Annotated in this window: 27 protein-coding genes; 12 read left to right on the top strand and 15 right to left on the bottom strand. The window is 68.4% G+C overall.

Going from position 1 to position 23,083, the window contains the following annotated elements; translation table 11 throughout:
* Window positions 1-139 precede the first annotated feature (139 nt).
* A complete protein-coding gene (locus Q0653_RS01305) occupies window positions 140-364 on the top strand; it encodes a DUF3107 domain-containing protein (protein WP_298942041.1) in 225 nt (74 codons plus the stop codon).
* 11 nt (window positions 365-375) lie between these two features.
* Window positions 376-666, top strand: coding sequence for a hypothetical protein (locus Q0653_RS01300; protein WP_298741687.1), 291 nt, complete (start codon window positions 376-378; stop codon window positions 664-666).
* Here the strand turns inward: Q0653_RS01300 and Q0653_RS01295 are convergent, their stop codons facing one another.
* A complete protein-coding gene (locus Q0653_RS01295) occupies window positions 667-1,383 on the bottom strand; it encodes a ferritin-like fold-containing protein (protein ID WP_298741689.1) in 717 nt (238 codons plus the stop codon).
* Window positions 1,384-1,547: 164 nt separating this feature from the next.
* Here Q0653_RS01295 and Q0653_RS01290 point away from each other — a divergent pair, with 164 nt between their 5' ends.
* Window positions 1,548-3,053, top strand: coding sequence for a DEAD/DEAH box helicase (locus Q0653_RS01290; RefSeq protein ID WP_298942038.1), 1,506 nt, complete (start codon window positions 1,548-1,550; stop codon window positions 3,051-3,053).
* A gap of 243 nt (window positions 3,054-3,296) precedes the next feature.
* On the opposite strand, the gene Q0653_RS01280 is transcribed toward Q0653_RS01290, so the two are convergent.
* Window positions 3,297-4,175, bottom strand: a complete 879-nt coding sequence (locus Q0653_RS01280) for a PHP domain-containing protein (protein WP_298942036.1) — start codon at window positions 4,173-4,175, stop codon at window positions 3,297-3,299.
* Window positions 4,176-4,244: 69 nt separating this feature from the next.
* On the opposite strand from Q0653_RS01280, the gene Q0653_RS01275 reads away from it, so the two are divergent.
* Together Q0653_RS01275 and Q0653_RS01270 are read left to right on the top strand one after the other, a co-directional pair.
* Window positions 4,245-5,258: an endonuclease/exonuclease/phosphatase family protein gene (locus tag Q0653_RS01275; protein WP_298942034.1), complete on the top strand. Its 1,014-nt coding sequence runs from the start codon at window positions 4,245-4,247 to the stop codon at window positions 5,256-5,258.
* 35 nt (window positions 5,259-5,293) lie between these two features.
* On the top strand, window positions 5,294-6,712 hold the full coding sequence (locus Q0653_RS01270; protein ID WP_298942032.1) for an aminopeptidase P family protein: 1,419 nt from the start codon (window positions 5,294-5,296) through the stop codon (window positions 6,710-6,712).
* Window positions 6,713-6,730: 18 nt separating this feature from the next.
* Here Q0653_RS01270 and Q0653_RS01265 read toward each other — a convergent pair whose 3' ends face one another.
* Window positions 6,731-7,387 (bottom strand): alpha/beta family hydrolase, encoded by a 657-nt coding sequence (locus Q0653_RS01265; protein WP_298942030.1) that lies wholly within the window; start codon window positions 7,385-7,387, stop codon window positions 6,731-6,733.
* Complete coding sequence (locus tag Q0653_RS01260; protein ID WP_298741701.1) at window positions 7,387-8,124, bottom strand: general stress protein; 738 nt, start codon at window positions 8,122-8,124, stop codon at window positions 7,387-7,389. The genes Q0653_RS01265 and Q0653_RS01260 overlap by 1 nt, the downstream gene beginning before the upstream one ends.
* 75 nt (window positions 8,125-8,199) lie before the next feature.
* Here Q0653_RS01260 and Q0653_RS01255 point away from each other — a divergent pair, with 75 nt between their 5' ends.
* Genes Q0653_RS01255 through Q0653_RS01245 form a run of 3 tightly spaced genes read left to right on the top strand, consistent with a single transcriptional unit; the run spans window position 8,200 to window position 11,128 of the window.
* Window positions 8,200-9,471 carry a CBS domain-containing protein gene (locus Q0653_RS01255; protein ID WP_298942027.1) on the top strand — a complete coding sequence of 424 codons (1,272 nt, stop codon included), beginning with the start codon at window positions 8,200-8,202 and terminating at the stop codon, window positions 9,469-9,471.
* The gene (locus Q0653_RS01250) at window positions 9,471-9,995 is read left to right on the top strand and encodes a DUF1003 domain-containing protein (protein WP_298741941.1); all 525 of its coding nucleotides are present in this window, start codon (window positions 9,471-9,473) and stop codon (window positions 9,993-9,995) included. Before Q0653_RS01255 ends, Q0653_RS01250 begins: the two co-directional genes overlap by 1 nt.
* A complete protein-coding gene (locus Q0653_RS01245; protein WP_298942023.1) occupies window positions 9,992-11,128 on the top strand; it encodes an Mrp/NBP35 family ATP-binding protein in 1,137 nt (378 codons plus the stop codon). The genes Q0653_RS01250 and Q0653_RS01245 overlap by 4 nt, the downstream gene beginning before the upstream one ends.
* 8 nt (window positions 11,129-11,136) lie before the next feature.
* Here the strand turns inward: Q0653_RS01245 and Q0653_RS01240 are convergent, their stop codons facing one another.
* Window positions 11,137-11,514 carry a twin-arginine translocase TatA/TatE family subunit gene (locus Q0653_RS01240; protein ID WP_298741707.1) on the bottom strand — a complete coding sequence of 126 codons (378 nt, stop codon included), beginning with the start codon at window positions 11,512-11,514 and terminating at the stop codon, window positions 11,137-11,139.
* Between the two features lie 71 nt (window positions 11,515-11,585).
* Between Q0653_RS01240 and Q0653_RS01235 the strand changes: the two genes are divergently transcribed.
* Complete coding sequence (locus Q0653_RS01235) at window positions 11,586-12,221, top strand: class I SAM-dependent methyltransferase (protein ID WP_298741709.1); 636 nt, start codon at window positions 11,586-11,588, stop codon at window positions 12,219-12,221.
* 85 nt (window positions 12,222-12,306) lie between these two features.
* Here Q0653_RS01235 and Q0653_RS01230 read toward each other — a convergent pair whose 3' ends face one another.
* The 3 genes from Q0653_RS01230 to dapE form a co-directional block, all read right to left on the bottom strand.
* Entirely contained in the window at window positions 12,307-12,480 is a 174-nt protein-coding gene (locus Q0653_RS01230) for a DUF3117 domain-containing protein (RefSeq protein WP_261605945.1), read from the bottom strand.
* Between the two features lie 90 nt (window positions 12,481-12,570).
* The gene (locus tag Q0653_RS01225; protein WP_298942020.1) at window positions 12,571-13,776 is read right to left on the bottom strand and encodes a hypothetical protein; all 1,206 of its coding nucleotides are present in this window, start codon (window positions 13,774-13,776) and stop codon (window positions 12,571-12,573) included.
* Window positions 13,773-14,846: a succinyl-diaminopimelate desuccinylase gene (dapE, locus tag Q0653_RS01220; protein WP_298942018.1), complete on the bottom strand. Its 1,074-nt coding sequence runs from the start codon at window positions 14,844-14,846 to the stop codon at window positions 13,773-13,775. Before dapE ends, Q0653_RS01225 begins: the two co-directional genes overlap by 4 nt.
* Window positions 14,847-14,889: 43 nt before the next feature.
* Here dapE and dapD point away from each other — a divergent pair, with 43 nt between their 5' ends.
* Window positions 14,890-15,834 carry a 2,3,4,5-tetrahydropyridine-2,6-dicarboxylate N-succinyltransferase gene (dapD, locus tag Q0653_RS01215; RefSeq protein WP_298942016.1) on the top strand — a complete coding sequence of 315 codons (945 nt, stop codon included), beginning with the start codon at window positions 14,890-14,892 and terminating at the stop codon, window positions 15,832-15,834.
* Window positions 15,835-16,039: 205 nt separating this feature from the next.
* Window positions 16,040-16,831, top strand: a complete 792-nt coding sequence (gene ppk2, locus Q0653_RS01210) for a polyphosphate kinase 2 (RefSeq protein WP_298942014.1) — start codon at window positions 16,040-16,042, stop codon at window positions 16,829-16,831.
* Between the two features lie 105 nt (window positions 16,832-16,936).
* On the opposite strand, the gene Q0653_RS01205 is transcribed toward ppk2, so the two are convergent.
* The 7 genes from Q0653_RS01205 to Q0653_RS01175 form a co-directional block, all read right to left on the bottom strand.
* Window positions 16,937-18,013: a hypothetical protein gene (locus tag Q0653_RS01205; RefSeq protein ID WP_298942012.1), complete on the bottom strand. Its 1,077-nt coding sequence runs from the start codon at window positions 18,011-18,013 to the stop codon at window positions 16,937-16,939.
* A 220-nt stretch (window positions 18,014-18,233) separates the two neighbouring features.
* Window positions 18,234-19,529, bottom strand: a complete 1,296-nt coding sequence (locus tag Q0653_RS01200; RefSeq protein ID WP_298741720.1) for a citrate synthase — start codon at window positions 19,527-19,529, stop codon at window positions 18,234-18,236.
* A 98-nt stretch (window positions 19,530-19,627) separates the two neighbouring features.
* The gene (dapC, locus tag Q0653_RS01195) at window positions 19,628-20,734 is read right to left on the bottom strand and encodes a succinyldiaminopimelate transaminase (protein WP_298942011.1); all 1,107 of its coding nucleotides are present in this window, start codon (window positions 20,732-20,734) and stop codon (window positions 19,628-19,630) included.
* Window positions 20,734-21,054, bottom strand: a complete 321-nt coding sequence (fdxA, locus tag Q0653_RS01190; protein ID WP_298741725.1) for a ferredoxin — start codon at window positions 21,052-21,054, stop codon at window positions 20,734-20,736. The genes dapC and fdxA overlap by 1 nt, the downstream gene beginning before the upstream one ends.
* A gap of 9 nt (window positions 21,055-21,063) precedes the next feature.
* A complete protein-coding gene (locus Q0653_RS01185) occupies window positions 21,064-21,492 on the bottom strand; it encodes a histidinol dehydrogenase (RefSeq protein ID WP_298942009.1) in 429 nt (142 codons plus the stop codon).
* A 118-nt stretch (window positions 21,493-21,610) separates the two neighbouring features.
* Window positions 21,611-21,925: an AzlD domain-containing protein gene (locus Q0653_RS01180; protein ID WP_298942007.1), complete on the bottom strand. Its 315-nt coding sequence runs from the start codon at window positions 21,923-21,925 to the stop codon at window positions 21,611-21,613.
* A complete protein-coding gene (locus Q0653_RS01175; RefSeq protein ID WP_298942005.1) occupies window positions 21,922-22,713 on the bottom strand; it encodes an AzlC family ABC transporter permease in 792 nt (263 codons plus the stop codon). Before Q0653_RS01175 ends, Q0653_RS01180 begins: the two co-directional genes overlap by 4 nt.
* Here Q0653_RS01175 and Q0653_RS01170 point away from each other — a divergent pair.
* Entirely contained in the window at window positions 22,712-23,053 is a 342-nt protein-coding gene (locus Q0653_RS01170) for a DUF2200 domain-containing protein (RefSeq protein ID WP_298741733.1), read from the top strand. The two genes, Q0653_RS01175 and Q0653_RS01170, sit on opposite strands and share 2 nt — an antisense overlap.
* The last annotated feature ends 30 nt before the right edge of the window (window positions 23,054-23,083 follow it).

Below are 23,083 nucleotides of genomic sequence, written 5' to 3'. Positions count from 1 at the left end.
ACCGCCGTTCCGCGGCGCGTTCGCCGACAGCGTGCAGGCCACCTGTCCCGGGCGGCCGGTCGGTCGGCGCCGTGTCGTAGAGTCGAGATGCGCCCGCTCCCGCGGGCTCCCCCATCGGCAAGAAGGACGTGGCACCACCGTGGAGATCCGCATCGGCATTGCGAACACCGCTCGCGAGCTCAGTTTCGAGTCGGCAGAATCGGCCGACTCCGTCAAGGCGTCCGTGACGGCGGCGATCGAGGGCGGCACCGCAGCTGTCACCTTCACCGATGTGAAGGGCAACTCCTACATCGTGCCGACGGCCGGGATCGCATTCATCGAGGTCGGGACCGAAGAGTCCCGCCGCGTGGGCTTCGTCGCCTGAGCGGCTCCGGCGTGGAGATCCTGCTCGGCTTCATCTTCGGAGCGACCATCGGCGGCGTCCTGCACTTCCTGCAGCCCGGGCGCGACGCCCGCGGTGTCGCGCTGGCGCCGACCCTCGGCGCCGCCGTCAGCGGAATCACCTGGCTCGTCCTCACCTGGGCGGGCATCGGTACCGACAACCCGTGGATCTGGGTTCTGTCGATCGTCGTGCCGGCGGTCGTGGTTCCGCTCGTGCTGAGCGTTCTCACCCGCACCCGCGCCACCCACGACGCGAACGAGCGCCTGCGGCTGAAGATCGCCTGATCAGGCGTCGAGCCCGATCGCGGCCATCCGCCGCGAATGTGCCGCGAGCAGTCCGGTGAAGACCGGATCCACTTTCTTTTCTTCGGCGGCATCCAGCGTCTGCGGACGAAGCGCACCCCGCGCGATGAGAAGCGTGTCGCCGACCAGCCGCCGCCCCCACAAGGCCAGCAGCGACTTCCACTCGGGGTCCGACGCGATCGCATCGGCGATGATCTGCGTGAGTGCCTGACGATCATCATCGGCCCGGAGGATCTCAGCCGCACGCTCGCCGGTAGCGCCGTAGCTGGCCGCCAGGGCGAGATAGAAGTCGTCGAGCATCCCCGCGGTGATGTGCACGGTGAGCATCGTCTCGAGCGGTCTGGCTCCGTGGGTCTCGCGACGGAACGCATCCAACGGCTCCCGGAACGGGAGCATGATCTCCAGCGGGTCGTCGTGTCGGTCGCGGATGAGTGACACCAGGCCTCGGTGCTTGATCAGCGCCGCACCGGCTGCCCGCGACAGTGACTCTTTGTGGGAGAGCTCCGGAGTCGGCGCGATCAACTGACTCAGCGTCTCGAAGTAACCGAGCTGCAGGTAGGCGGCCTGTCCGAGGAACGTGTCGATGTCGGGCGCGAGCTCTTCGAAATCGACGCGACTGACGTCGCCGAAGTCCCCACGCGAGCGGAGCTTCAATGTTCGAGCGGCGGCGCGATCGCGCTGCCAGGGCCAGGTCACCACGAGGACAGCATAAACGCCACCGCCCTCCATTCCCGGGACGGCCCGGCGCGCTCGGGTAGGCTGATGCCGTCCCGGCGACGGATCGGGGCCACCGCGCCTGTGGCTGAGTGAAGGGCGTGGATCTCTTCACCGGCGGCTTCTCACCGCCAGACAGGCATGACAGTATGACGACTTTCGCCGAACTCGGCGTCGACCAGGACATCGTCGATGCACTCGCGGCAAAGGGCATCGTGGACGCGTTCCCGATCCAGGAGCAGACGATTCCGCTCGGTCTTCCCGGCCAGGACATCATCGGCCAGGCCAAGACCGGAACCGGCAAGACCTTCGGTTTCGGCATCCCCGTCGTTCAGCGACTCGGGCTCAACCCGGAACCCGGAGTCAAGGCGCTGATCGTCGTCCCGACCCGCGAACTCTGCGTCCAGGTCTACGAAGACATCGACATGCTGACGCAGAACCGCGCCACGAGCGTCGTGGCGATCTACGGCGGCAAGGCCTACGAGGGTCAGATCGAACAGCTCAAAGCCGGAGCGCAGATCGTCGTCGGCACCCCGGGACGCCTCATCGATCTGAACAACCAGCGACTCCTCGACCTCTCCAACGCGACCGAGGTGGTCCTGGATGAAGCCGACAAGATGCTCGACCTCGGGTTCCTCGCCGACATCGAGAAGATCTTCCAGAAGGTCGCACAGGTGCGCCACACGCAACTGTTCTCCGCGACGATGCCCGGGCCTATCGTCGCCCTCGCGCGCCGCTTCATGACGAACCCGATCCACATGCGGGCCAATGACCCCGATGAGGGCCTCACGCAGGCCAACATCCGTCACCTCGTCTACCGTGCGCACTCGCTCGACAAGGATGAGGTCATCGCCCGCATCCTGCAGTCCGAGGGCCGCGGCAAGGCCGTGATCTTCACCCGCACCAAGCGCGCCGCGCAGAAGCTGGTCGACGAGCTCAGTGACCGCGGATTCAGCGCGGGCGCCGTGCACGGCGACATGAGTCAGGAGAGCCGCGAACGCTCGATGGCGGCCTTCAAAGCGGGCAAGAAAGACGTCCTGATCGCGACCGACGTCGCCGCGCGCGGCATCGATGTGAACGACGTCACCCACGTGATCAACCACACCATTCCCGAAGACGAGAAGACCTACCTCCACCGCGTCGGTCGCACCGGTCGCGCCGGCAACACCGGCATCGCGGTGACGTTCGTCGACTGGGACGACCTGCACAAGTGGGCGCTCATCAACCGGGCGCTCGATTTCGGTCAACCGGAACCGGTCGAGACCTACTCCTCCAGCCCGCACCTCTACACCGATCTCGACATCCCCGCCGGGACGAAGGGGCGAATCGCGACGGCGCCGAAAACCGCTGCCGTGCGCACGCAGCGCCCGGCGCGCGCCACCGACGTCGCCGCCGAGGGCACGGAGGCCGGGACCACCCGTCGCCGCCGTCGCCGCGGAGGACAGGAACCGGTCGGCACGAGCTTCACCGAGCAGTCGGATGCGGGATCCGCCCCCGCCGGGACGAACACCACCGCCGAACGCGGAGCAGACGGAGCGGGCACCCACGACGGAGCCGGCAAAGAGCACCACGACGGCAAGCCCGCGCCCGCGCGTCGCCGTCGTCGCCGTCGCGGTGGATCGGGTGGAGCAGGAGCGCCCATCGCGGGCGCCTGATCGTCGCGTGGTTCCTGTGGGCCTTCATCTTCATCTCGTACCTGTTCGCGCTGTTCGCGATCATCGGCGATATTTTCCGTGACACCACGCTCGGCGGCGGTTGGAAGGCGGTCTGGATCTTCTTCCCGATCGTCACGGCGCTCATCTCCCTCATTGCCCGCGGCCGCGGCATGAGCGAGCGCCAGGTTGCGGCCGCCTCGCACTACCGCGCCGCGCAGGACGACGACATCCGTCAGATCGCCCTCAGGGGCGGACGGGGGCGCTTCCTGGTGCACGGGCGATGATGCGGGCGACCATGTCGTCTGCGGTGGTGTTCTCCCCCGGCACGTTCGGCTTGCCGCGACCGTGGTAATCACTTGAGCCCGTCACGATGAGGTCGCGCGCGACGACGAGCCGGCGCAGCTGCGACAGCGCAGGTTCTTCATTTTCGCGATGGCCGAGTTCGAACCCGGCGAGACCCGCCTCCAGCATCCTGTCGACAAGAGCCGGCGGCAGAAGACCCGCGCGCCCGGCTGGATGCGCGACGATCGGAACTCCGCCAGCGCCGACGATCGCTGCGACCGCCGTCACCGGATCCGGCGCATAGAGCGCCATGTAATAGTCACTGCCGGGATGAAGGATGCCCGCGAACGCCTCGCCACGATCGCGCACGTGCCCTTTCGCCACGAGTGCATCGGCGAGGTGGGGCCGGCCCACCGTGGCGCCGTCGGCGGTCTGGGCGAGGATGTCCTCCCACGTCAGGTCGTAATCCCGACCGATACGATCGGCCATCGTGCGGGCACGAGTGAGTCGCGCCGTGCGGATGCGGTCGGTGAGCGCGCGGAGGCCCGCATCATCCGGATCGAACAGGTAGCCCAGCACGTGGACACTGCGCCATTCGTGCCGCGCGGACAACTCCATCCCGGGAAGCAATGTCATCCCGAGCGAGCCCGCAGCCTCGGCCGCTTCGGCCCATCCCGATGTCGTGTCATGGTCGGTCAGCGCGACGGTGCGCAGGCCCTCCCGGTGGGCGGCGGCCATCACTTCGGCGGGCGGTTCGGTGCCGTCGGAATGATCCGAGTGCAGGTGCAGATCGCTCGGACCCGCGAACGCCTGTGCGCCGCGAAAGCGTTCATCCACCATGCTCCGAGCGTACTGGCGTCGGGCCCGGTATCCGCCCTTCTCTCAGCCTGCTGACATAGAGTCGCCGACGTGCTTCGCCTGCTGGGACTTCTGATCACCGTGCTCACGGCCATCGTCGTCGCGATCCTCACGTGGCCCCAGTTCTTCCGCCTCGAGCGGACGTTTCCGATCGCGCAGATCGTGTCCTTGCGGGCCGTCACCATCCTCCTCCTCACGGCAGCCGGCGTGCTCTTGCTCCTGTTGTGCCTGGCCCGACCGCTCCGCGCATTCGCCGGCACGATGGCCGCGATCGTCTTCATCGGAGCCGCCGTGGGCGGCGGCATCCTGTTCTCGCGCGGCCTGGGTGCGGGGGGTCTCCCCGAGACGACCGACGCCAGCGTGCGCGTCATGACCTGGAACACTGCCGGTGCCGCCGCGGACGCCAACACGATCGCGCGCACTGCCGTCGCCATGCAGGCCGACATCGTCTCGCTACCCGAGACCACCGAGGAGGTGGGCGTCGCTGTCGCCGTCGCGATGCGCGAGCTCGGGGCACCGATGTGGGTCCACAACGAGAATTACGAGGGATGGGACGCGAACTGGACCAGCCTGCTCATCTCCCCCGACCTCGGCGACTATGCCGTCGTCGAGTCCACCGTCGACGGAACGACGAACACCTCAGAGGTGCCCAGTGTGGTCGCCATGCCGGTGGACGGCGAGGGACCGATCGTCGTCGCCGTCCATGCCGTGGCGCCCCGCGCTGCCTACATGGACGAGTGGCGCAGCGACCTGCAATGGCTGGCCGATCAGTGCGCGACCGAGAACGTGATCATGGCCGGTGATTTCAACGCGACCCTCGACCACATGGCGCATCTGGGTGTCGCCGGTGCCGATCTGGGGCGGTGCCACGATGGCTCAGCCCGCAGCGGGACGGGCGGAGTCGGAACCTGGTCGACGAGCGTGCCGTCACTGCTCGGCACCCCGATCGACCACGTCATGTCGACCTCGGGCTGGGTGGCGACCGGCTCGGTCATCCTCACGTCGCTCGATGACAGCGGGAGCGATCATCGCCCCCTCGTCGTGCAGCTCGAACCCGCCGCATAGCGACACGAATGTCGCGACCTGAGAGACTGGATGCCATGAGCACGAGCGAAAGCGACACGATCGCCGAGACCAGTACCGAGACCATCCCCGCGGAGAACACCAATCGGAAGCAGCCTTTCCCGCAGGGCTTCCTCGACACGATCTCCACCGGATGGGCCGAGCGTCCCGAGCAGTCTCCGCCCCCACGCGCACAGGCTGCCTACACCGCGGCACGGCGCGACGCCGTCTCGGCAGCATTCCCCGGTGAGCGCCTCGTGTTCCCGGCGGGATCACTCAAGCAGCGCTCCAACGACACCGACTATCCGTTCCGCGCGCACTCCGCGTTCGCGCATCTCACCGGGTGGGCCAGCGATAGCCTGCCCGGTTCGGTGCTCGTCTTCGAGCCGACGGCATCCGGTCACGACGTGACTCTGCACCTGCGTGATCGAGCCGACCGCACCACGACCGAGTTCTACGCCGATGCGACGGTGGGCGAGTTCTGGATCGGCCCGCGCCCCGCAATGGAGGATGTCGCGCAGGACCTCGGCGTGGCCACCGCGCACCTGGATGATTTCACCGCTACCGACGGCGACCGCGCCGCCGATGACGACGCCGAGCTCGGACGGTTCGTCTCCGAACTCCGCCTTGTCAAAGATGCGTACGAGATCGAGCAGATGCGACTGGCCGTCGAGGTCACCGCACGTGGATTCGACGACATCGTCAGCGACCTCCCCCGCATCATCGCGACGCCGCGCGGTGAGCGCGCCGTCGAAGGCGTGTTCCACCACCGCGCGCGCACGGAAGGCAACGGCGAAGGCTACGACACGATCGCCGCCTCCGGACCCCACGCCTGCTACCTGCACTGGACCCGCAACGACGGTGCGGTTGTGCCCGGCGATCTGATCCTGGTGGATGCCGGTGTCGAGGTCGACAGCCTGTACACCGCCGATATCACCCGCACTCTTCCCGTGTCGGGCACCTTCACCGAGGTGCAGCGCAAGATCTATGAGACCGTGCGCGAAGCGGCCGACGCCGCCTTCGCCGCCGCCGTCCCCGGAGTGAAGTTCCGCACGGTCCACGAAGCGGCGATGCGTGTCATCGCCACGCGCGTCGCCGAGTGGGGCCTGCTCCCGGTGAGCGCGGAGGAAGCCCTGGAAGCCGACCGCGGCGGTCAGCACCGCCGCTACATGGTGCACGGCACCTCCCATCACCTGGGGATCGACGTGCACGACTGCGCGCAGGCGCGGCGTGACATGTACTACGACGGCATCCTGGAGCCCGGAATGGTCTTCACGATCGAGCCGGGGCTGTACTTCCAGATCGACGATCTCACGGTGCCCGAGGAGTATCGCGGGATCGGTGCGCGCATCGAGGACGACATCCTGATGACCGCGGCCGGCCCCGAGAACCTCTCGGCCGGCATCCCGCGCACAGCCGACGAGGTCGAGGCCTGGATCGCCCGCCTCGCCCGCTGACCGCCCCTCCCCGGCAGGTTACACACGCGCACGGAGCCACGGGATGACGGACCCCGCGATGTCGGCACCGATGGCCTCCGGCGCACGGCGGGCACCTTTCACGTCGAAGGAGTGTCCGCCGCCGGCGGTCCAGAGCACGGCGGCATCCTGACACGTCGCGACTGCGGCCTCGAACTGCGCGATCGGCTGGATGAACGGATCGTTCGTACCCTCGACGAAGAGTTGCGGCACAGAAATAAGAGGCAGGTGCTCGGCGCGCGAGGCCTCCGGCTTGCCCGGCGGATGAAACGGATACCCCAGATAGATGAGCCCCGCCGGACTGATCGCACCCTCGGCGGCGGCCATCGAAGCCATCCGTCCGCCGTAGGACTTCCCCGCCGCGAATGACGGGACACCGGGCACGTGTGCCGCAACGGCAGCCATCGCCGCCACCCACGTCGCGACGGCGTGCGCCGCGGGCCCCGGCATCCGTCTGCCCGCTTCTCGATACGGGAACATGAAACGCAGCACCGCGACCCCCTCGGCGGCGAAGGCCTCGGCCGCTCCCCGGAGGAACGGATGATCCATCCCGGCTCCCGCGCCATGCGCGAGCGCGAGCGCGGCCCAGGGATGTGCGGGAGCGTCGAGCGCGATGGAGACCTCGACCGTCCCCGACGGCACGGAGACCTCGATCATCACCGGGACTGCTCGTCCGCACCCTCCCCGGGCGGAACGGCAGGCGGCTGCGGTGCCGGATCGACGCGCTCACCGTACTGCGGCGGGGGCAGCGGATCAACACGTTCCGGCACAACCGGTTCGGGAGCGGGGTCTACGCGCTCCCCGACGGGCGGTGCGGCCGGGTCCACCCGCTCACCGTACTGCGGCGGGGCGACGGGACGGGCCCGCTCACCGTACTCCGGCTGTTCGGATGCCGGCGGCACGGCCGGTGCGGGAAGACCAGATGTCTGCGGCGGCATCGGCCGACCGATGATCTCTCGAGCTCGCTGAATCGACCGCGGAAGCACCGTCACCTCGTACTGATCGGCGATGACCTGCGTGATCGACGTGTAATCGCGGCGGCGGCGCACAAGCGTGTACGTGATGATGCTCAGCAGCATGCCGACCGCGATGCCAACGAGCATGACGCCGACGAACAGTTGAATGGCAGCGTTCGGGGTGCCGAGCACGAAGATCGCCGAGAACAGCAGGCCGAGCAGGATGCCGTTGATCGCGCCCGAGCGGGCGGCTGCGGCGTACCCCAGTCGACCCGTCACGCTTTCGACGGATCGCAGGCCACGACCGACGATCGCGATGTCTTTCGCCGGAATGTCGGCCTCGATCAGCTGCGACACGCTCTTCTGAGCGCCCTGGTAGGTCGCGTGCTCGGCGATCTTCTCGCCGTGCTCCTGCGGGGTGCCGCCGATCATGCTCATTGATCCATCTTGTCACGCACGCCCGACACCGCCAGTGGCCGGGCCACGGGAGAGCGCGCGCACTACGCTGGAGACGTGAGTACGCAGAGGGTTTTCGTGGCACGCCTGACCGGCTGCACCGTTTTCGACCCCGCGGGCGACCGGCTCGGCAAGGTCCGGGATGTCGTCGTCATCTACCGCAAGGACGATCCGCCGCGGGTGGTCGGGCTCGTCGTGGAGATTCCCGGCCGCCGCAACGTCTTCCTTTCGATCGGTCGGGTCACCTCGATCGCGACGGGCCAGGTCATCACGACCGGGTTGATCAACGTGCGCCGCTTCCAGCCGCGCGGTGGCGAGGTGCGTGTCATGGCAGAGCTCCTCGGCCGCAAGGTCTACTTCCGCGACGGCTCCGGCCACGCCGTCATCGAGGACGTCGCGATCGAGCGCAGTCGACTCGGTGAGTGGGACATCGGTCAGCTGTTCCTCCGCAAGCCCAAGACGAGCGCGACTCCGTTCGCGAAGGGGCCGACGACGTTTGCTGCCTGGTCGGACGTCCGTGAGGAGCAGTCCCCCGGACAGGCGCAGTCGGCAGAGCAACTCGTGGCCACCTATTCCGAGCTCAAGCCGGCCGACCTTGCCAACACTCTGCTCGATCTGCCCGACGAGCGTCTGCTCGAGGTGGCGGAAGAACTCTCCGACGGGCGCCTCGCCGATGCTCTCGAGGAGATGCCGGAAGACGACCAAGTCCACATTCTCGAGGCGCTGGGCGACGAGCGCGCCGCCGACATCCTCGATCAGATGGAGCCCGACGACGCGGCCGACGTGCTCGCGCAGCTCTCCGAGGACCAGCGCGAAGAATTGCTCGAGCTCATGGAGCCCGAAGAGGCCGAGGATGTCCGGGCACTTCTGCAGTACAGCCCCGACACGGCTGGCGGCCTCATGACGAGCGAGCCGATCGTGCTCTCGGCCGACGCGACCGTCGCCGAGGCGCTCGCCCTCATCCGGCGACACGAGCTGCATCCGGCCCTCGCGGCAGCCGTGTTCGTCACGCTCCCGCCCTACGAGACGCCGACCGGGCGGTTGCTCGGCACCGTGCACTTCCAGCGGATGCTGCGCTATCCGCCGCACGAGCGCCTCGGCGCGATCATCGACGACACGATCGACGCTGTGGCGGCGACGGCATCCGCGGCGGAGGTCGCGCGGATGCTGGCCAGCTACAACCTCGTCTCCCTGCCGGTCATCGATCAAGCCCACCGCCTCGTCGGCGCGGTGAGTGTCGATGACGTGCTCGACTATCTGCTGCCCGAGGACTGGCGTTCGCACGACGGCGATGACACCGACGTGACGCCCGCGGGGGTGCGGCGATGATGGCGCGGGCCTCGAAGGTCACGCTCGAAGACCCGCGCGGTCGCTCCAGCGTCCTGGCTCGCACTCCCCGCACACCCCAGCCGTCGCGGGACCGCTTCGGCCGGTTCACCGAGTGGATCGCCCGCGCGATGGGCACGCCGACATTCCTGCTGATCCTGTCGCTGTTCTGCGTGGCCTGGATCACGTGGAACACGATGGCGCCGGACTCCGTGCGCTTCGACGACGCGGCCCTCGGGTTCACGGCGCTCACACTCATGCTGTCCTTGCAGGCATCGTACGCCGCGCCCCTCATCCTCCTCGCGCAGAACCGTCAGGACGACCGCGACCGCGTGCAGATCGAGCAGGATCGTCAACGCGCCGAGCGCAACCTCGCCGACACCGAATATCTCGCGCGGGAAGTCGTCGCGCTGCGCATGGCCCTCACCGACATGACCGAGCAGGTCATGACGCGTGACATGCTCCGCCAAGAGCTGCGCGCACTTCTGGAGCACCTCGACGAGCGCGAGGAACGCGGCGACTCATGACCCTCACCGATGCGGTGCGGGGCGCCGTCGGCGCTGTCACCGACCCCGAGCTACGCCGTCCCCTGTCTGAGCTCGACATGATTCGCACGGTCGAGGTCGAGGGCACGACCGCCCATGTCGAAGTGGCGCTGACGATCGTCGGGTGCCCGGCGGCCGATCGCATCGCCCGAGATGTCCGGGATGCCGCGGCATCGGTCGAGGGCGTCTCCGAGGTCGAATTGACCATCGGGGTCATGACCCCGGCCGAGCGTGCCGCTCTCACCGAACGGCTCCGCGGCGGGCGCGGTCGCGAGATGCCCTTCGGGCCGGACTCGCTCACCCGTGTCATCGCGGTCACGAGCGGAAAGGGCGGTGTCGGGAAGTCCACCGTCACCGCGAATCTGGCCGTCGCCCTGGCGGCGCGCGGCCTCGCTGTGGGCCTCATCGACGCCGACGTGCACGGATTCTCGATCCCGGCGCTCCTTGGTTTGATCGAACCCGACGGCCTCCCCCCACAGCCGACACGCATCGACGACCTGATGCTGCCGCCGGTCGCGCACGGCGTGAAGACGATCTCGATCGGGATGTTCCTGCCGCGGGATCAGGCGGCATCCGCCGTCGCCTGGCGTGGCCCGATGCTGCACCGCACCGTGCAGCAATTCCTCACCGATGTGTTCTTCGGCGATCTCGACGTTCTGTTGATCGACATGCCCCCGGGCACGGGTGACGTCGCGATCTCGGTCGGCCAACTCCTGCCGCACGCGGAGGTCCTCGTCGTCACGACGCCGCAGGTCGCGGCCGCCGATGTCGCCGTTCGCAGCGGGCTCGTCGCGCGCCAAACGGGTCAGCGTGTCATCGGCGTCATCGAGAACATGGCGGCCCTCGCTCTTCCCGACGGCAGCACGCTCGATCTCTTCGGATCAGGCGGCGGTCAGACCGTCGCCGCAGCGCTGTCGACCGACGGAGCCGCCGTGCCCCTGCTCGGCTCGATCCCGCTGAGCATCGCCCTCCGCTCCGGCGGCGACACCGGAGCGCCCGTCGTCGTCAGCGCGCCGGAAGACGCGGCGGCGCAGGCGATCAGCGCGGTGGCCGATCAGCTGGCGCGCGCCGCGCGCGGCCTCGCCGGGCGCGCGCTTCCGGTCACCCTCGCCTGAGCTCCCGGTCAGGTGGCTTCGGAGTCGAAGGGCACCGGAAGCGTGCGATCCATCGTCGTCATCGGCATCGTCGGCGATGTGGCGGCGATCGCCGCGCCCGCCGCGGCTGCCTGGACGGTCGGGACGGGAGCATCCTCCAGCAGGGCGTCGCGGATGATCCGGCGTGGATCGTACTGACGCGGATCGAGCTTTCGCCACTCGATGTCGTCGAAGTCTTCGCCCATTTCCTCTTTCACGCGGGTCTTGGCTCCGCCGAGCCATTCGCGCGCGCGAACAGTGAATCGTCCCAAAGCTTCGGCGTACCTGGGGAGGCGTTCGGGGCCAACAAGGAGCACCGCGACGATCGCGATGAGCAGGAGCTTGTCCCCGTCGATCCCGAAGAACATGGGTCCAGATTACCCGTGCGCCTGGCGCAGGGTTGACCCACCGCACCGTACGCTGGCAGAGGAGGACCACTATGGCCGAGTACGACGCGATCCGCAGGTTCGTCGATGAAGTGACGACAGAGCCCGAGTCGATCGCGCGTGCGCGCGCGCATGCCGTCGAGCTCGGCGCCGACCCGATCAGCGCACCCGTCGGCGCGCAGATCGCTGTGCTGGCCGCCACGACCGCAGCTCTCAACATCGTCGAGATCGGCACCGGCGGCGGAGTATCCGGTTTGTGGCTTCTGCATGGCTCCCCGCGGGCGACGCTCACGACGATCGACAAAGAACCCGAGCACCTCGCCGCTGCTCGCGTCGCGTTTGCCGATGCGAAGATCCCGCCCGCGCGCGCGCGTTTCATCACCGGCCGTGCGGCGGATGTCCTTCCTCGCATGAACGAAGCGTCGTATGACATCGTCCTCGTCGACGCTGACGCGGAGGGCGTCATCGAGTACGTCGAGCACGGACTTCGCCTCGTCCGCGCCGGCGGCACCGTCCTGGTCCCGCGGGTTCTCGCGGGCGGCGCGGTCGCCGACCCGGTTCGCCGCGATGCCCAGACGAACGCCTATCGCTCCCTGATCCAGGAGACGCAGTCCTCCCCCGCGGTCCTCGGCGCCCTGTCGATCGTGGGCGAGGGACTCTTGCAGTTGACGACCACCGGCAGTCGCTGACACGCACCGCGGGATCCCCGCGTCATCTGAAGCGGAAACGACGAACGGCCGGTCCGTCAGGACCGGCCGTTTCGGCGATGCGGGGTCAGGCTGCGCCGACGACCCCGGCAAGGACGCCGTGGAGTTCTTTGGCCTCGTCGTCGTTGACCGACACGACCAGGCGTCCGCCACCTTCTAGCGGGACGCGCACGATGATGAGGCGCCCCTCCTTCACGGCCTCCATCGGTCCGTCTCCGGTGCGCGGCTTCATGGCTGCCATTGCGGGCTCCCTTTCGTCAGAGTACTACTGGACAACTTTACCCGGTCCTGGAGACACCCGACGCTCACGGGACCGCTCCCGCCGTGCACGTCAGGGGATCTGCGCGTAGGTGTTGCCGAGCGCGAGCATCTGGTGGATCCACCACCCCTGCCCCACGAGACCGAGAATCAGCATGCTGACGCGCCACGTCGTCGACCTCGGGAGTGCCAGAGCTCCGTACAGCGGCGCCAGCGGCATCAGCAAGCGGAAGATGCTCGACTGCGGAAAGAACACCGCCAACAGATAGAGCATGTAGCTGGCCGACCACAGCCGGATCTCGGGCCCGAGCCGGCGCACGTGCCGGGAGAAGAGGAGCGTCGCGCCAGCAGCGAGGACGACCAGTGCGAGAGCGAGGTAGCCGAGCGCTTCCGGCAGGCCCCACAGGCGGAACCAGATCGCGGCGGCCTGGATGAAGCCGGAGAAGGGGACGAAGCCACTCTCCCGGTCTCCCGTCCAGCCCTGCCGCCACGAGAGCTCCGTGTCCATGTAGGCCGACGGATCACCGGTGACCGCTCCTGCGATCAGCTGCCAGGAGAAGCCGACCGCCGTCGCCACGAGGCCGAGCGCGACGATGTGGATGATCTCCCGCACCGGCAACGGGTCGACGCGCCGGCGCCACCAGCGAAAGATCCCGTAGAGACCGAGCAGCAGCGCGAACGCCAAGACCCCGGGTCGCGTGTATCCCATCAGCGGGATGAGGGCATACAGCCAGAAGAAGCGCCGGCGCACGAGCGCCCAGAGCGCCAGGAAGAGCAGAGCGAGAAAGAGGGTCTCCGCATACCCCATCTGAAAGAGCGCACCCAGCGGGCCGGCGGTGAATAGCGCCACGGCCCAGAGCGCCGAGGTGGCATCGATGCGCTCACGCAGCAGGTGGAAGAGCGCCAGGCACGCCGCGTATCCGGCGATCAGGGCGAGGAGGACTGCGGCAAGCGGATAGGAACCGCCGAGCACCACGCTCAGAGCCCGCGACAGCGCAGGATAGATCGGCATGAACGCCCAGGTGTTCTGGGTGACGTTGCCGGCGTCGTCCAGCGGAAGTGTGCTCGGGTAGCCCGTGGTTGCGACGAGCCAGTACCACTGCGAGTCCCACCCCATCGACAGTGACCCCAGGGTGGCGTCGGCGCCGAAGCGCGAGTCCGGGCCCGAGATCGCGGCGGCGATCAGCAAGAACCCCGTCGTGACGAGACGGGCGATCACGTAGACGATCGCCACGCGCAGCGCGACCGGAGCTCGACCGCGCGCTGCGCGAGCGGTCACCTGCCCAGCCACGCGCGCAGGCCGCGTTCGACGTCCTCGATCTGCGCCACCGGAACGCGCTCCTCGTCGTGGTGTGCGAGATGCGGGTCGCCGGGGCCGTAATTCACGGCAGGGACGCCCATCGCCGAGAAGCGCGCGACGTCGGTCCACCCGTACTTCGGTCGCGGCTCTGCGCCGACCGCGGCCACGAACTCCTGCGCGAGCGGAGCGTCGAGCCCCGGTCGCGCGCCCGCGGCCCGATCGACGAACTCGACGTCATATCCCGCGAACACCTCGCGGACGTGATCGGATGCCTCGTCCACGGTGCGGCTGGGCGCGAACCGGTAGTTGACCTCGACCTCGCACAGGTCGGGGATGACGTTACCGGCGATCCCCCCGGTGATGCGGACCGCATTGAGCCCTTCGCGATAGACGAGACCCTCGACGTCGATCTCGCTCGCCCGATACTCCGCGAGCCGGGCGAGGATCGGTGCAGCCTTGTGGATCGCGTTCTCGCCGATCCACGAGCGCGCACTGTGCGAGCGGACCCCGCGTGTGCGCACGATGGCACGGAGGTTACCGTTGCAGCCGCCCTCGACCTGCCCGTTCGATGGCTCGCCCAGGATCGCGAAGTCCCCGGCGAACAGATCGGGCCGCGTCGCCGCGAGACGCGTGAGGCCGTTGAGGTCGGCATCCACCTCTTCGTGGTCGTACCACATCCAGGTGATGTCGACGCGGGGATCGACGAGCTCAGCGGCCAGTTTCAGCTGCACCGCGACGCCGGCCTTCATGTCGACCGTGCCCCGCCCCCAGATGTACGGCTCCCCGTCGATGACGACATCGCGCGTCGGCAGGTTCGCGTTGATCGGCACGGTGTCGATGTGCCCCGCGATGACGACGCGCTGCGCGCGCCCGAGCTGAGTGCGCGCGACGATCGTGTCGCCGTCGCGAAAGACCTCGAGGTGAGGAAGCGCCGTCATGGCGTCGAAGATGAGATCGGCCAGCACCTTCTCGTCACCGGAAACGCTCGGAATGTCGCAGATCGTGCGGGTCAGGTCGGCGGACGATGAGGTCAGATCCAGCGCAGGCATGGGCCCGAGTCTACCGAGCCGCCGCGCCCGCTAGCCTGGTGGGGTGACTGAGCAGCGATGGGTATGGGGTGCGGGACTGGCGACGATGTCGCAGGACGGCACCGTGTTGGATACGTGGTTCCCGGAGCCGACACTCGGCCGCTCCCCCGAAGAGGTCGACACAGCGCAGCTCGACGCGCTCGTCGGCGATGATGAACGCCGCGCCGTGCGCACCGAGGTCGTGATCGTCGACATCGATCTGGATGCCGCGCCCACCGGCACGAGCGATGCTTATCTCCGGTTGCATGCGTTGTCGCACCTGCTCGTCGCCCCGAACGAGCTGAATCTCACCGGCATCTTCGCGCACCTGCCGAATGTCGCATGGACCAACGCCGGTCCCGTGCACCCGGACGACCTCCGCCGTCTGCGCGGGGCCCTCCTGCGCGCCGGCATCCAGGTGCAGAGCCTCGACAAGTTCCCGCGACTGACCGATTACGTCACGCCGGAGGGCGTGCGTATCGCGGATGCGTCGCGCGTGCGCCTGGGCGCGCACCTCGCTCCCGGAACGACCGTGATGCACGAGGGTTTCGTCAACTTCAACGCCGGGACGCTCGGTGCCTCGATGGTCGAGGGGCGGATCTCGCAGGGAGTCGTCGTGGGCGATGGCAGCGACATCGGCGGTGGCGCCTCGATCATGGGCACCCTCTCCGGCGGCGGCGCGCATCGCGTGTCGATCGGGTCGCGCACTTTGCTCGGCGCGAACGCCGGTATCGGCATCTCGCTCGGCGATGACTGTGTCGTCGAGGCGGGTCTGTACGTCACGGCCGGCTCGAAGATTTCCCTCCCGTCCGAGCCGCCGCTCCATGACGGCACGCGCCCGGTCGTCAAGGGCGCTCAGCTCTCCGGGCAGAACGGCATCCTGTTCCGTCGCAACTCGCTGAGCGGCGCGATCGAAGCCGTGCGGCGTGCGGGCGCCGGTGTGACACTGAACGAAGCCCTGCACGCCTGAGCCGGATTCGTCCGTGTCACCTGACGAGGTGGCGCAATCCGCCCCCTGTGGGCATCTGCGACCACAGATCGCGCCCCCTCCTTTCGGTCCGCGTGGACAAGGTGGCGCAATGCGCCCGGATCTCCACGCCGAGGCAGCACATCACGCCACCCCCTTCGAAGCGCGCATCCGGACGTAGCCGTATGCTGACCGGATGAGCAAGCGCATGCCCAAGAGACTCTACGAGCGGGAGATCACCGCGCTCCAAGCGCAGTTGGTCGATATGCAGGCCTGGGTGCAGGCGACCGGTGCACGCGTCGTGGTCATTTTCGAAGGCCGGGATGCCGCCGGCAAGGGCTCGACCATCAGTCGCGTCTCCCAATATCTCAACTCCCGCGTCACGCGCATCGTCGCGCTGCCCACTCCGACGGAGCGCGAGAAGACCGAGTGGTACTTCCAGCGCTACATCGCGCACCTGCCCGCCGCGGGCGAGATCGTGCTGATGGACCGGTCCTGGTACAACCGGGCCGGTGTCGAGCACGTCATGGGCTATTGCACGAACGCGCAGTATCACCGGTTCCTGCACCAGGCCCCGATCTTCGAGCGGATGCTGGTCGAAGAGGGCATCATTCTGCTGAAGTACTGGTTCAGCGTCTCCGACGTCGAGCAGGAGCAGCGATTCCGCTCGCGTAACGACGACCCCATGCGCCGGTGGAAGCTCTCCCCCAATGATGTCCTCTCGATCACGAAGTGGGAGGACTACTCCCGCGCGAAGGACACGATGTTCGTGCACACCGACATCCCCGAGGCGCGCTGGCACGAGGTCGACAACGAGGTCAAGCGTCGCGGCCGGATCAACATGATCCACCATCTGCTGTCCCAGGTGCCGTACGAGCTGGTCGAGCGGGAGCCGATCGACATTCCGCCGCGCCCGGCTTCCGGGGGATACGAGCGTCCGCCGCGCGAGGCGCAGAACTACGTGCCCGATTACGCCGCAGAGCTCATCGCCGCCGGGTAGGTCGGCTCCCTGCGCTCCCCCTCGGGCACCGGATTCGGAGGGATGCCGCGGATTCGGATGGCGAGGGCATCACGCATCCGAATCTGGTGACAATGTCCGAATCCGCTACGCCTCGCGGCGCCAGGGGCCGACCGGGTCTTCGGCCGTCCACACCACGTGCGTCCCGGATCCCGGGCGGACGAGTCCGGTGAGCCAGTACGTCTCGTCGGGCGCCCAGCCCCCGATGACGGAGGAGTACTCGTCGTCGACGACGATCTCACGGGTCGCGGCGGTCAGATAGGCCCACGCGGTGAGGTGCACGGCATCCCACTCACCGGCGACGCGGCCCCAGTCCGGCAAGAGCCACCTGCCCGCCCGTCCGGTCGTGCGATACCAATCGTGGCGGCGACTCGCGGTGACTTCCAGGGGATACCGGCGGCAGAGCTCCGCCCAGTCGCGCTCGGAGCGGATCTCGTAAGTGCGGCCGGTGCCCGCGACCGGCATCGCGACGGCACGCGTCCAGCCGAAGCCGTCTTCGATGTACGGGATGCCGGTGGGCACTCCATCGGGGCGCTCCCCCGTCGTGTGCGGCGCTCCCCAGGGGTGCGACCACCAGTGGCCGCTGACGTTCGCCGCCGGGTCGGTCGGCCGCTCCCGCGCCGCCTGTTCCTCCTCGGCGCGGGTCGAGTCGCTCCACCGCGCCGCGGCATCCACCGGGAGTGCGAACGGCGAGAGGTCTCCGGCGGAGTCGAACTCCACGGCCCACTGTCTCTCGGTCCGGTCGCGCGTCCACCACTCGGCCGCGGGATGGGAGGTCACCTGCGCCGCGATCGCGGTGAGCGCGGCGCAGACGTCGGGATCGGCGGCCACGAGGTCGGCGCCGTCGGGCGGCTGCCAGTACCGCGCGAAGTCCACCGAGCGTCGCAGCGCTTCGTCGATGACGGGCGCGGTCAGCTCGACGGGCGGAAGCGAGCGGATGAGCGCGGCGAGGTCGCCGGTGGATGCCGTTGTGTCCATCGGACCGCGGGATTCGAACGTGCCGCCGTCGTCGGTCCACCCGAAGCGCACGATCGACGCCCCGGCGGCGACATCCGCGTTGTACTCCAGCTCGAACAGCGCGTGCCGCGCGCGCTCGTCGACCTCTCGCGCCAGCTCGAGACAGATCCTGCGTCCGCGGGGCCCGGCGAGGAGGTCATCACTCATTCCGCGATCCTGCCATGAAACGAGGGACCGTCCGCCGTCCCCGGATGTGGATCGAGGGACCGGAATCGGACGGAGTGAACAGATTCGGATGCGGGAGCGCTCCCGCATCCGAATCTGATGACATTGTCCGAATCTGCGGTGCGCGCAGAGCCCAGGTGCGCGCAGAGGCCACGTGCGCGCAGAGAGCGCGCCGTGCGGAGGGCCGGCTGCGCGCCGGGCGTCAGACCGTGCCGGGGTAGTCCCGGGCGCCGGAGCCGATGTACAGCTGCTGCGGGCGGCCGATCTTCGTCTGCGGGTCGTTCTGCATCTCGGTCCAGTGCGCGAGCCATCCCGGCAGACGACCGATCGCGAACAGCGGCGTGAACATGCGCGTCGGGAAGCCCATCGCCTTGTAGATCACGCCGGTGTAGAAGTCGACGTTCGGATACAGGCGGCGCTCCCGGAAGTAGTCGTCGCTCAGCGCGACCTCTTCGAGTTCCTTCGCGAGGTCGAGGAGCGGGTCGTGCACCCCGAGCTCCGTCAACACCTCGTCGGCCGACTCCTTGACGAGCTTGGCGCGCGGGTCGAAGTTCTTGTAGACGCGGTGTCCGAAGCCCATCAGCTTCACACCGTCTTCCTTGTTCTTCACGCGCTCGACGAAGCGCTCGACGCTTTCGCCGGAGTCTCGGATGCGGGCCAACATGTCGAGAACGGCCTCGTTCGCACCGCCGTGCAGTGGTCCGTACAGCGCGTTGATGCCCGCCGAGATCGACGAGAACTGATTGGCGCCCGTCGATCCGACCAAACGCACCGTCGAGGTCGACGCGTTCTGCTCGTGGTCTTCGTGCAAGATCAGAAGCCGCTCGAGGGCGCGCGAGGTGACCGGGTTGACCTGGTAGACCTCGGCGAGGTTGCCGAAGTTGAGCTTCAAGAAATTGTCGACGAAGCTCAGCGTGTTGTCGGGGTAGAGGAACGCCTGCCCGATGCTCTTCTTGTGCGCGTAGGCCGCGATCACGGGGAGCTTTGCCAGCAGGCGAATCGTGTTGAGCTCGACGTGCTCGGGGTTGTTCGGGTCGGACTGACCCTCGTAGTAGGTCGACAGCGCGGCGGTGGCCGCAGACAGCACCGACATCGGGTGGGCCGTGTGCGGCAGCGACGAGAAGAAGCGCTTGAGGTCCTCGTGGAGCAGCGTGTGGTGACGAATCTTGTCGTCCCATTCGCCGAGCTGGTCGGCGGTCGGCAGGTTGCCGTAGAGCAGGAGCCAGGCGACCTCGAGATACGTGCTGCTCTTGGCGAGTTGCTCGATCGGGTAGCCGCGGTAACGGAGGATGCCCTCATCGCCATCGATGTAGGTGATCGCCGATCTGGTCGCCGCGGTGTTGACGAAGCCGTAATCCAGAGTGGTGTGACCGGTCTGCTTCGTGAAGGTCGAGAAGTCGACGCTCGGGACCCCTTCGGTACCTGCCAGGATCGGCAGCTGGGCAGTCCGGTCACCAACGGTGACGGTGGCCATCTGGGGGTTTCCCGTATCGCTCACGAAGCCTCCTTGCGTTCTTTGGGGGTTCCTACAGCCTAGTGGCCCCTCGGGCCTACTCCGATCCGAGCCAAAGGATGCCGGATTCGGTAGGAGGAAGCCTACGAATCGGTGAGTCGTCGCGCCGCCTCGGCGATGCGTTCGTCGGTCGCCGTCAGCGAGAACCGCACGTGCTGCGGGAAGTGTGTGCCGTAGAAGTGTCCCGGACCAGCCAGGATGCCGCGCTCCGCGAGCCGTCCCATGCTGACCCAGGCGTCCTCCCCCTCGGTCGCCCAGAGGTAGAGACCACCCTCGGAGTGATCGATGCGGAAACCCGCCGCCTCGAGCGCGGGACGCAACATCTCGCGGCGGGCTCGGTACCGCTCCTTTTGAGCCTGGACGTGCGCGTCGTCATCGAGCGCGGCGGTCATCGCCGCTTGCACGGGGCCGGGCACCATGAGTCCGAGGTGCTTCCGGGCGGTCAGCAGTCGGGCGATGAGGCCGGCATCCCCCGCGACGAACGCCGCCCGATAGCCGGCGAGGTTCGACTGCTTGCTGAGCGAATACACCGAGAGCAAGCCCGACATGTCACCGTCCGTGACCCGCGGGTCCAGGATGCTGGGGACCGGCGCGGCGGCCCACTCTCCATCCCAGCCGAGTTCGGCGTAGCACTCGTCCGATGCGATCACGGCTCCGAGCTCGCGTGCGCGCTCGACGGCCACGCGGTAGTCACGCACCCCGAGCACGCGGCCATCGGGATTACCCGGCGAGTTCAGCCAGATGAGCTTCGTCCCCTCGGGCCATTGCGCGGGATCGTCGGATGCGACGGGTGTCGCACCGACGAGCTTCGCGCCGACCGCGTAGGTCGGATACGCCGCGCGCGGGTGGATGACGATGTCGCCCGCGGTGAGGTCGAGCAGGAGCGGCAAGAGCGCCACGAGTTCTTTGGAGCCGACGGTCGGCAGCACGTCGTCGGCCGACAGACCGGAGACACCGCGCCGCCGCGCGTACCAGGCGACAATCGCTTTCCGCAGGGCGAGTGTCCCGACCGTCTGCGGGTATGCGTGCGCATCGGTCGCGGTACGGATCGCCTCGACGACAACGTCGGGCGTCGGGTCAACGGGTGAGCCGATCGACAGATCGACGATTCCCTCAGGGTGCGCTCGGGCCGTCTGGGCGTAGGGTGCGACGGCATCCCACGGGTAGTCGTCGAGGTCGCGAACGGCCATCAGTGCGACTGCGGGGGCAGAGCCGAGATGACGGGGTGATCCTTCGCGATCACGCCGACCTTCGCGGCGCCGCCGGGCGAACCGATGTCTTCGAAGAACTCGACGTTCGCGGTGTAGTAGTCCTGCCACTCGTTCGGGAGGTCGTCCTCGTAGTAGATGGCCTCGACGGGACACACCGGCTCACACGCACCGCAGTCGACGCATTCGTCGGGGTGGATGTAGAGCGACCGCTCGCCCTCGTAGATGCAGTCGACGGGACATTCATCGATGCAGGCTCGGTCTTTCACATCCACACACGGAAGCGCGATCACATACGTCACGCATCCAGTCTAGATCGTGGGCCGACCCTCCTCGGGCGTGTCCGGAACATCCGACGCATCGGCGACGGCTCGCGCGGGCACCGACGGCCATGCGATCACGACGGCGGCGATGATCGGAACCGCAATGGTCCACAAGATCCCGGTCGACAGGGCCCCCTCCTCGGGCGCCGGCACGACGACCGATCCCCCCGGACCGCGTCCCGAGAACACGAGGGTCGCGGTCATCACGCCCATCGCCGTCGCGAACGCCGCCCAGCGGTCTGCGGTCAGCAGCCGGACGGCCGCGAGGAGCGCGCCCACCCCGATGACGGCCACGAGGAGTCCGAGCGGCATCCATCCCCACGATGCGGCCTGACCGATCGTGCCGGCGACGCCGTAGACAACGCCGATCACGAGGGCGACAGCCCATGTCCCGAAGCGTGCCCAAGAAAACTCCACCCCCGAAGTCTAGGCGCCCACCCACACCGCGCGTGAGACGCGGCATCCGCGCTGAGACGACATGCGAGGCGTCCCGTCTCACCGGCGATGTGCCGTCTCGGCGAGGGCGCGGGCAGGATCAGGCGGCGAGGTTCGAGAGACGCAGGAGGGCCGCCACGACCGCGGCGGCGATCACGACGAGGAGGAACGGGGCGCGGACGATCAGGAGCCCCGCGGCGACCACGAGGGCGGGTACGCGGGCGTCCATCACGATCGCCTGACCCGCGCCGACGGTCTGCACGGCCACGAGAGCGGCCAACAACGCGACCGTCAGCAGGTCGACGATCCGCGACGGCGCCGGGGCTTCGAACCACCGCGGAGGAATCAGGTACCCCAGCGTTTTCAGCGCCAGACAGAGTGTGGATGCCAGCAGCACCGCCGTCCAGAGGGTCACGGCAGCCCCTCCCGCTCGGGAAGATCATCCGGTTCGGCGTCGAAGCCCGACACGGGGCGCACCGATGAGGCGACGCCGAGCCCGTTGGTCCACCCGACGATGACCGCCACGAGCGCAGCCACGAGTACGGGGAGCCCGGGCATGATCGCGGGGGTCAGCACCGCGGCGATGACCGCGGCGGCCACGCCCACCGCGATGGCCTGTCGCTGACGTAGGCGCGGCCACAGGAGTGCGAGGAACGCCGCGGCGGCGGCGGCGTCGAGCCCGTACGCGCGCGGATCGCCCAGGACATCGCCCAGCAATGCTCCCGCCAAGGTGGAGACGTTCCAGCCGACATAGATCCCGATCCCGGTGACCCAGAAGCCGATCGCCCGCGCGCGCGGATGCGTCTGCGCGAGTGCGACGGCCGTCGATTCGTCGATCGTGAAGTGCATCGCCGCGACACGCCGGAGCGGGCCGCCGGCGACGACCGGCGCCATCCGGAGCCCGTACGCCACATTTCGAACCCCGAGGAGCCCGGCCGAGGCGATGGCGGCAGGCGCGGCGGCGAGGCCTCCGGCCCCGATCACCCCGACGAAGGCGAACTGCGAGCCGCCGGTGAACATCACGAGGCTGAGCACACAGGTCTGCCAGATGTCGAGGCCCGAGGTCACCGCGAGGGCACCGAAGGAGATCCCGTACGCACTCGTCGCGAACGCCACGCCCAGTCCATCGCGCCATGCGCGGCGCGCGGCGGCATCCTGACTCACCTGCCCGAGCTTAGTGTCGGCGGGTACTCTGGCTCGCATGAGCAGGATCTTCCGGATGAGCGTCGCATCGGTGTACGTCCACTACGTCGCCAAGGCTGAGCGCAAGGGCCACACGAAGGACGAGGTCGACGAGGTCACGCGGTGGCTCACGGGGTTCTCCCCCGCCGAACTCGAGGCACACCTCGCCGACGGCACCACGTTCGAGGACTTCTTCGCCGCGGCGAACCTCAACCCGAACGCGCCGCTGATCACCGGAGTGATCTGCGGCATCCGTGTTCAGGAGATCGACGATCCGCTCATGCAGAAGATCCGCTATCTCGACCTGCTGGTCGACGAGGTCGCGCGGGGCAAGAAGATGGCGAGCATCCTCCGCTCCTGACCCCCTCCACCCGCCCGACCCCCGCGAGCC

It is taken from the genome of uncultured Microbacterium sp. (genome assembly GCF_947488465.1).
In the GTDB taxonomy this organism is placed as follows: Bacteria; Actinomycetota; Actinomycetes; order Actinomycetales; family Microbacteriaceae; genus Microbacterium.
This window is presented reverse-complemented; position numbering and strand designations above follow the sequence as displayed.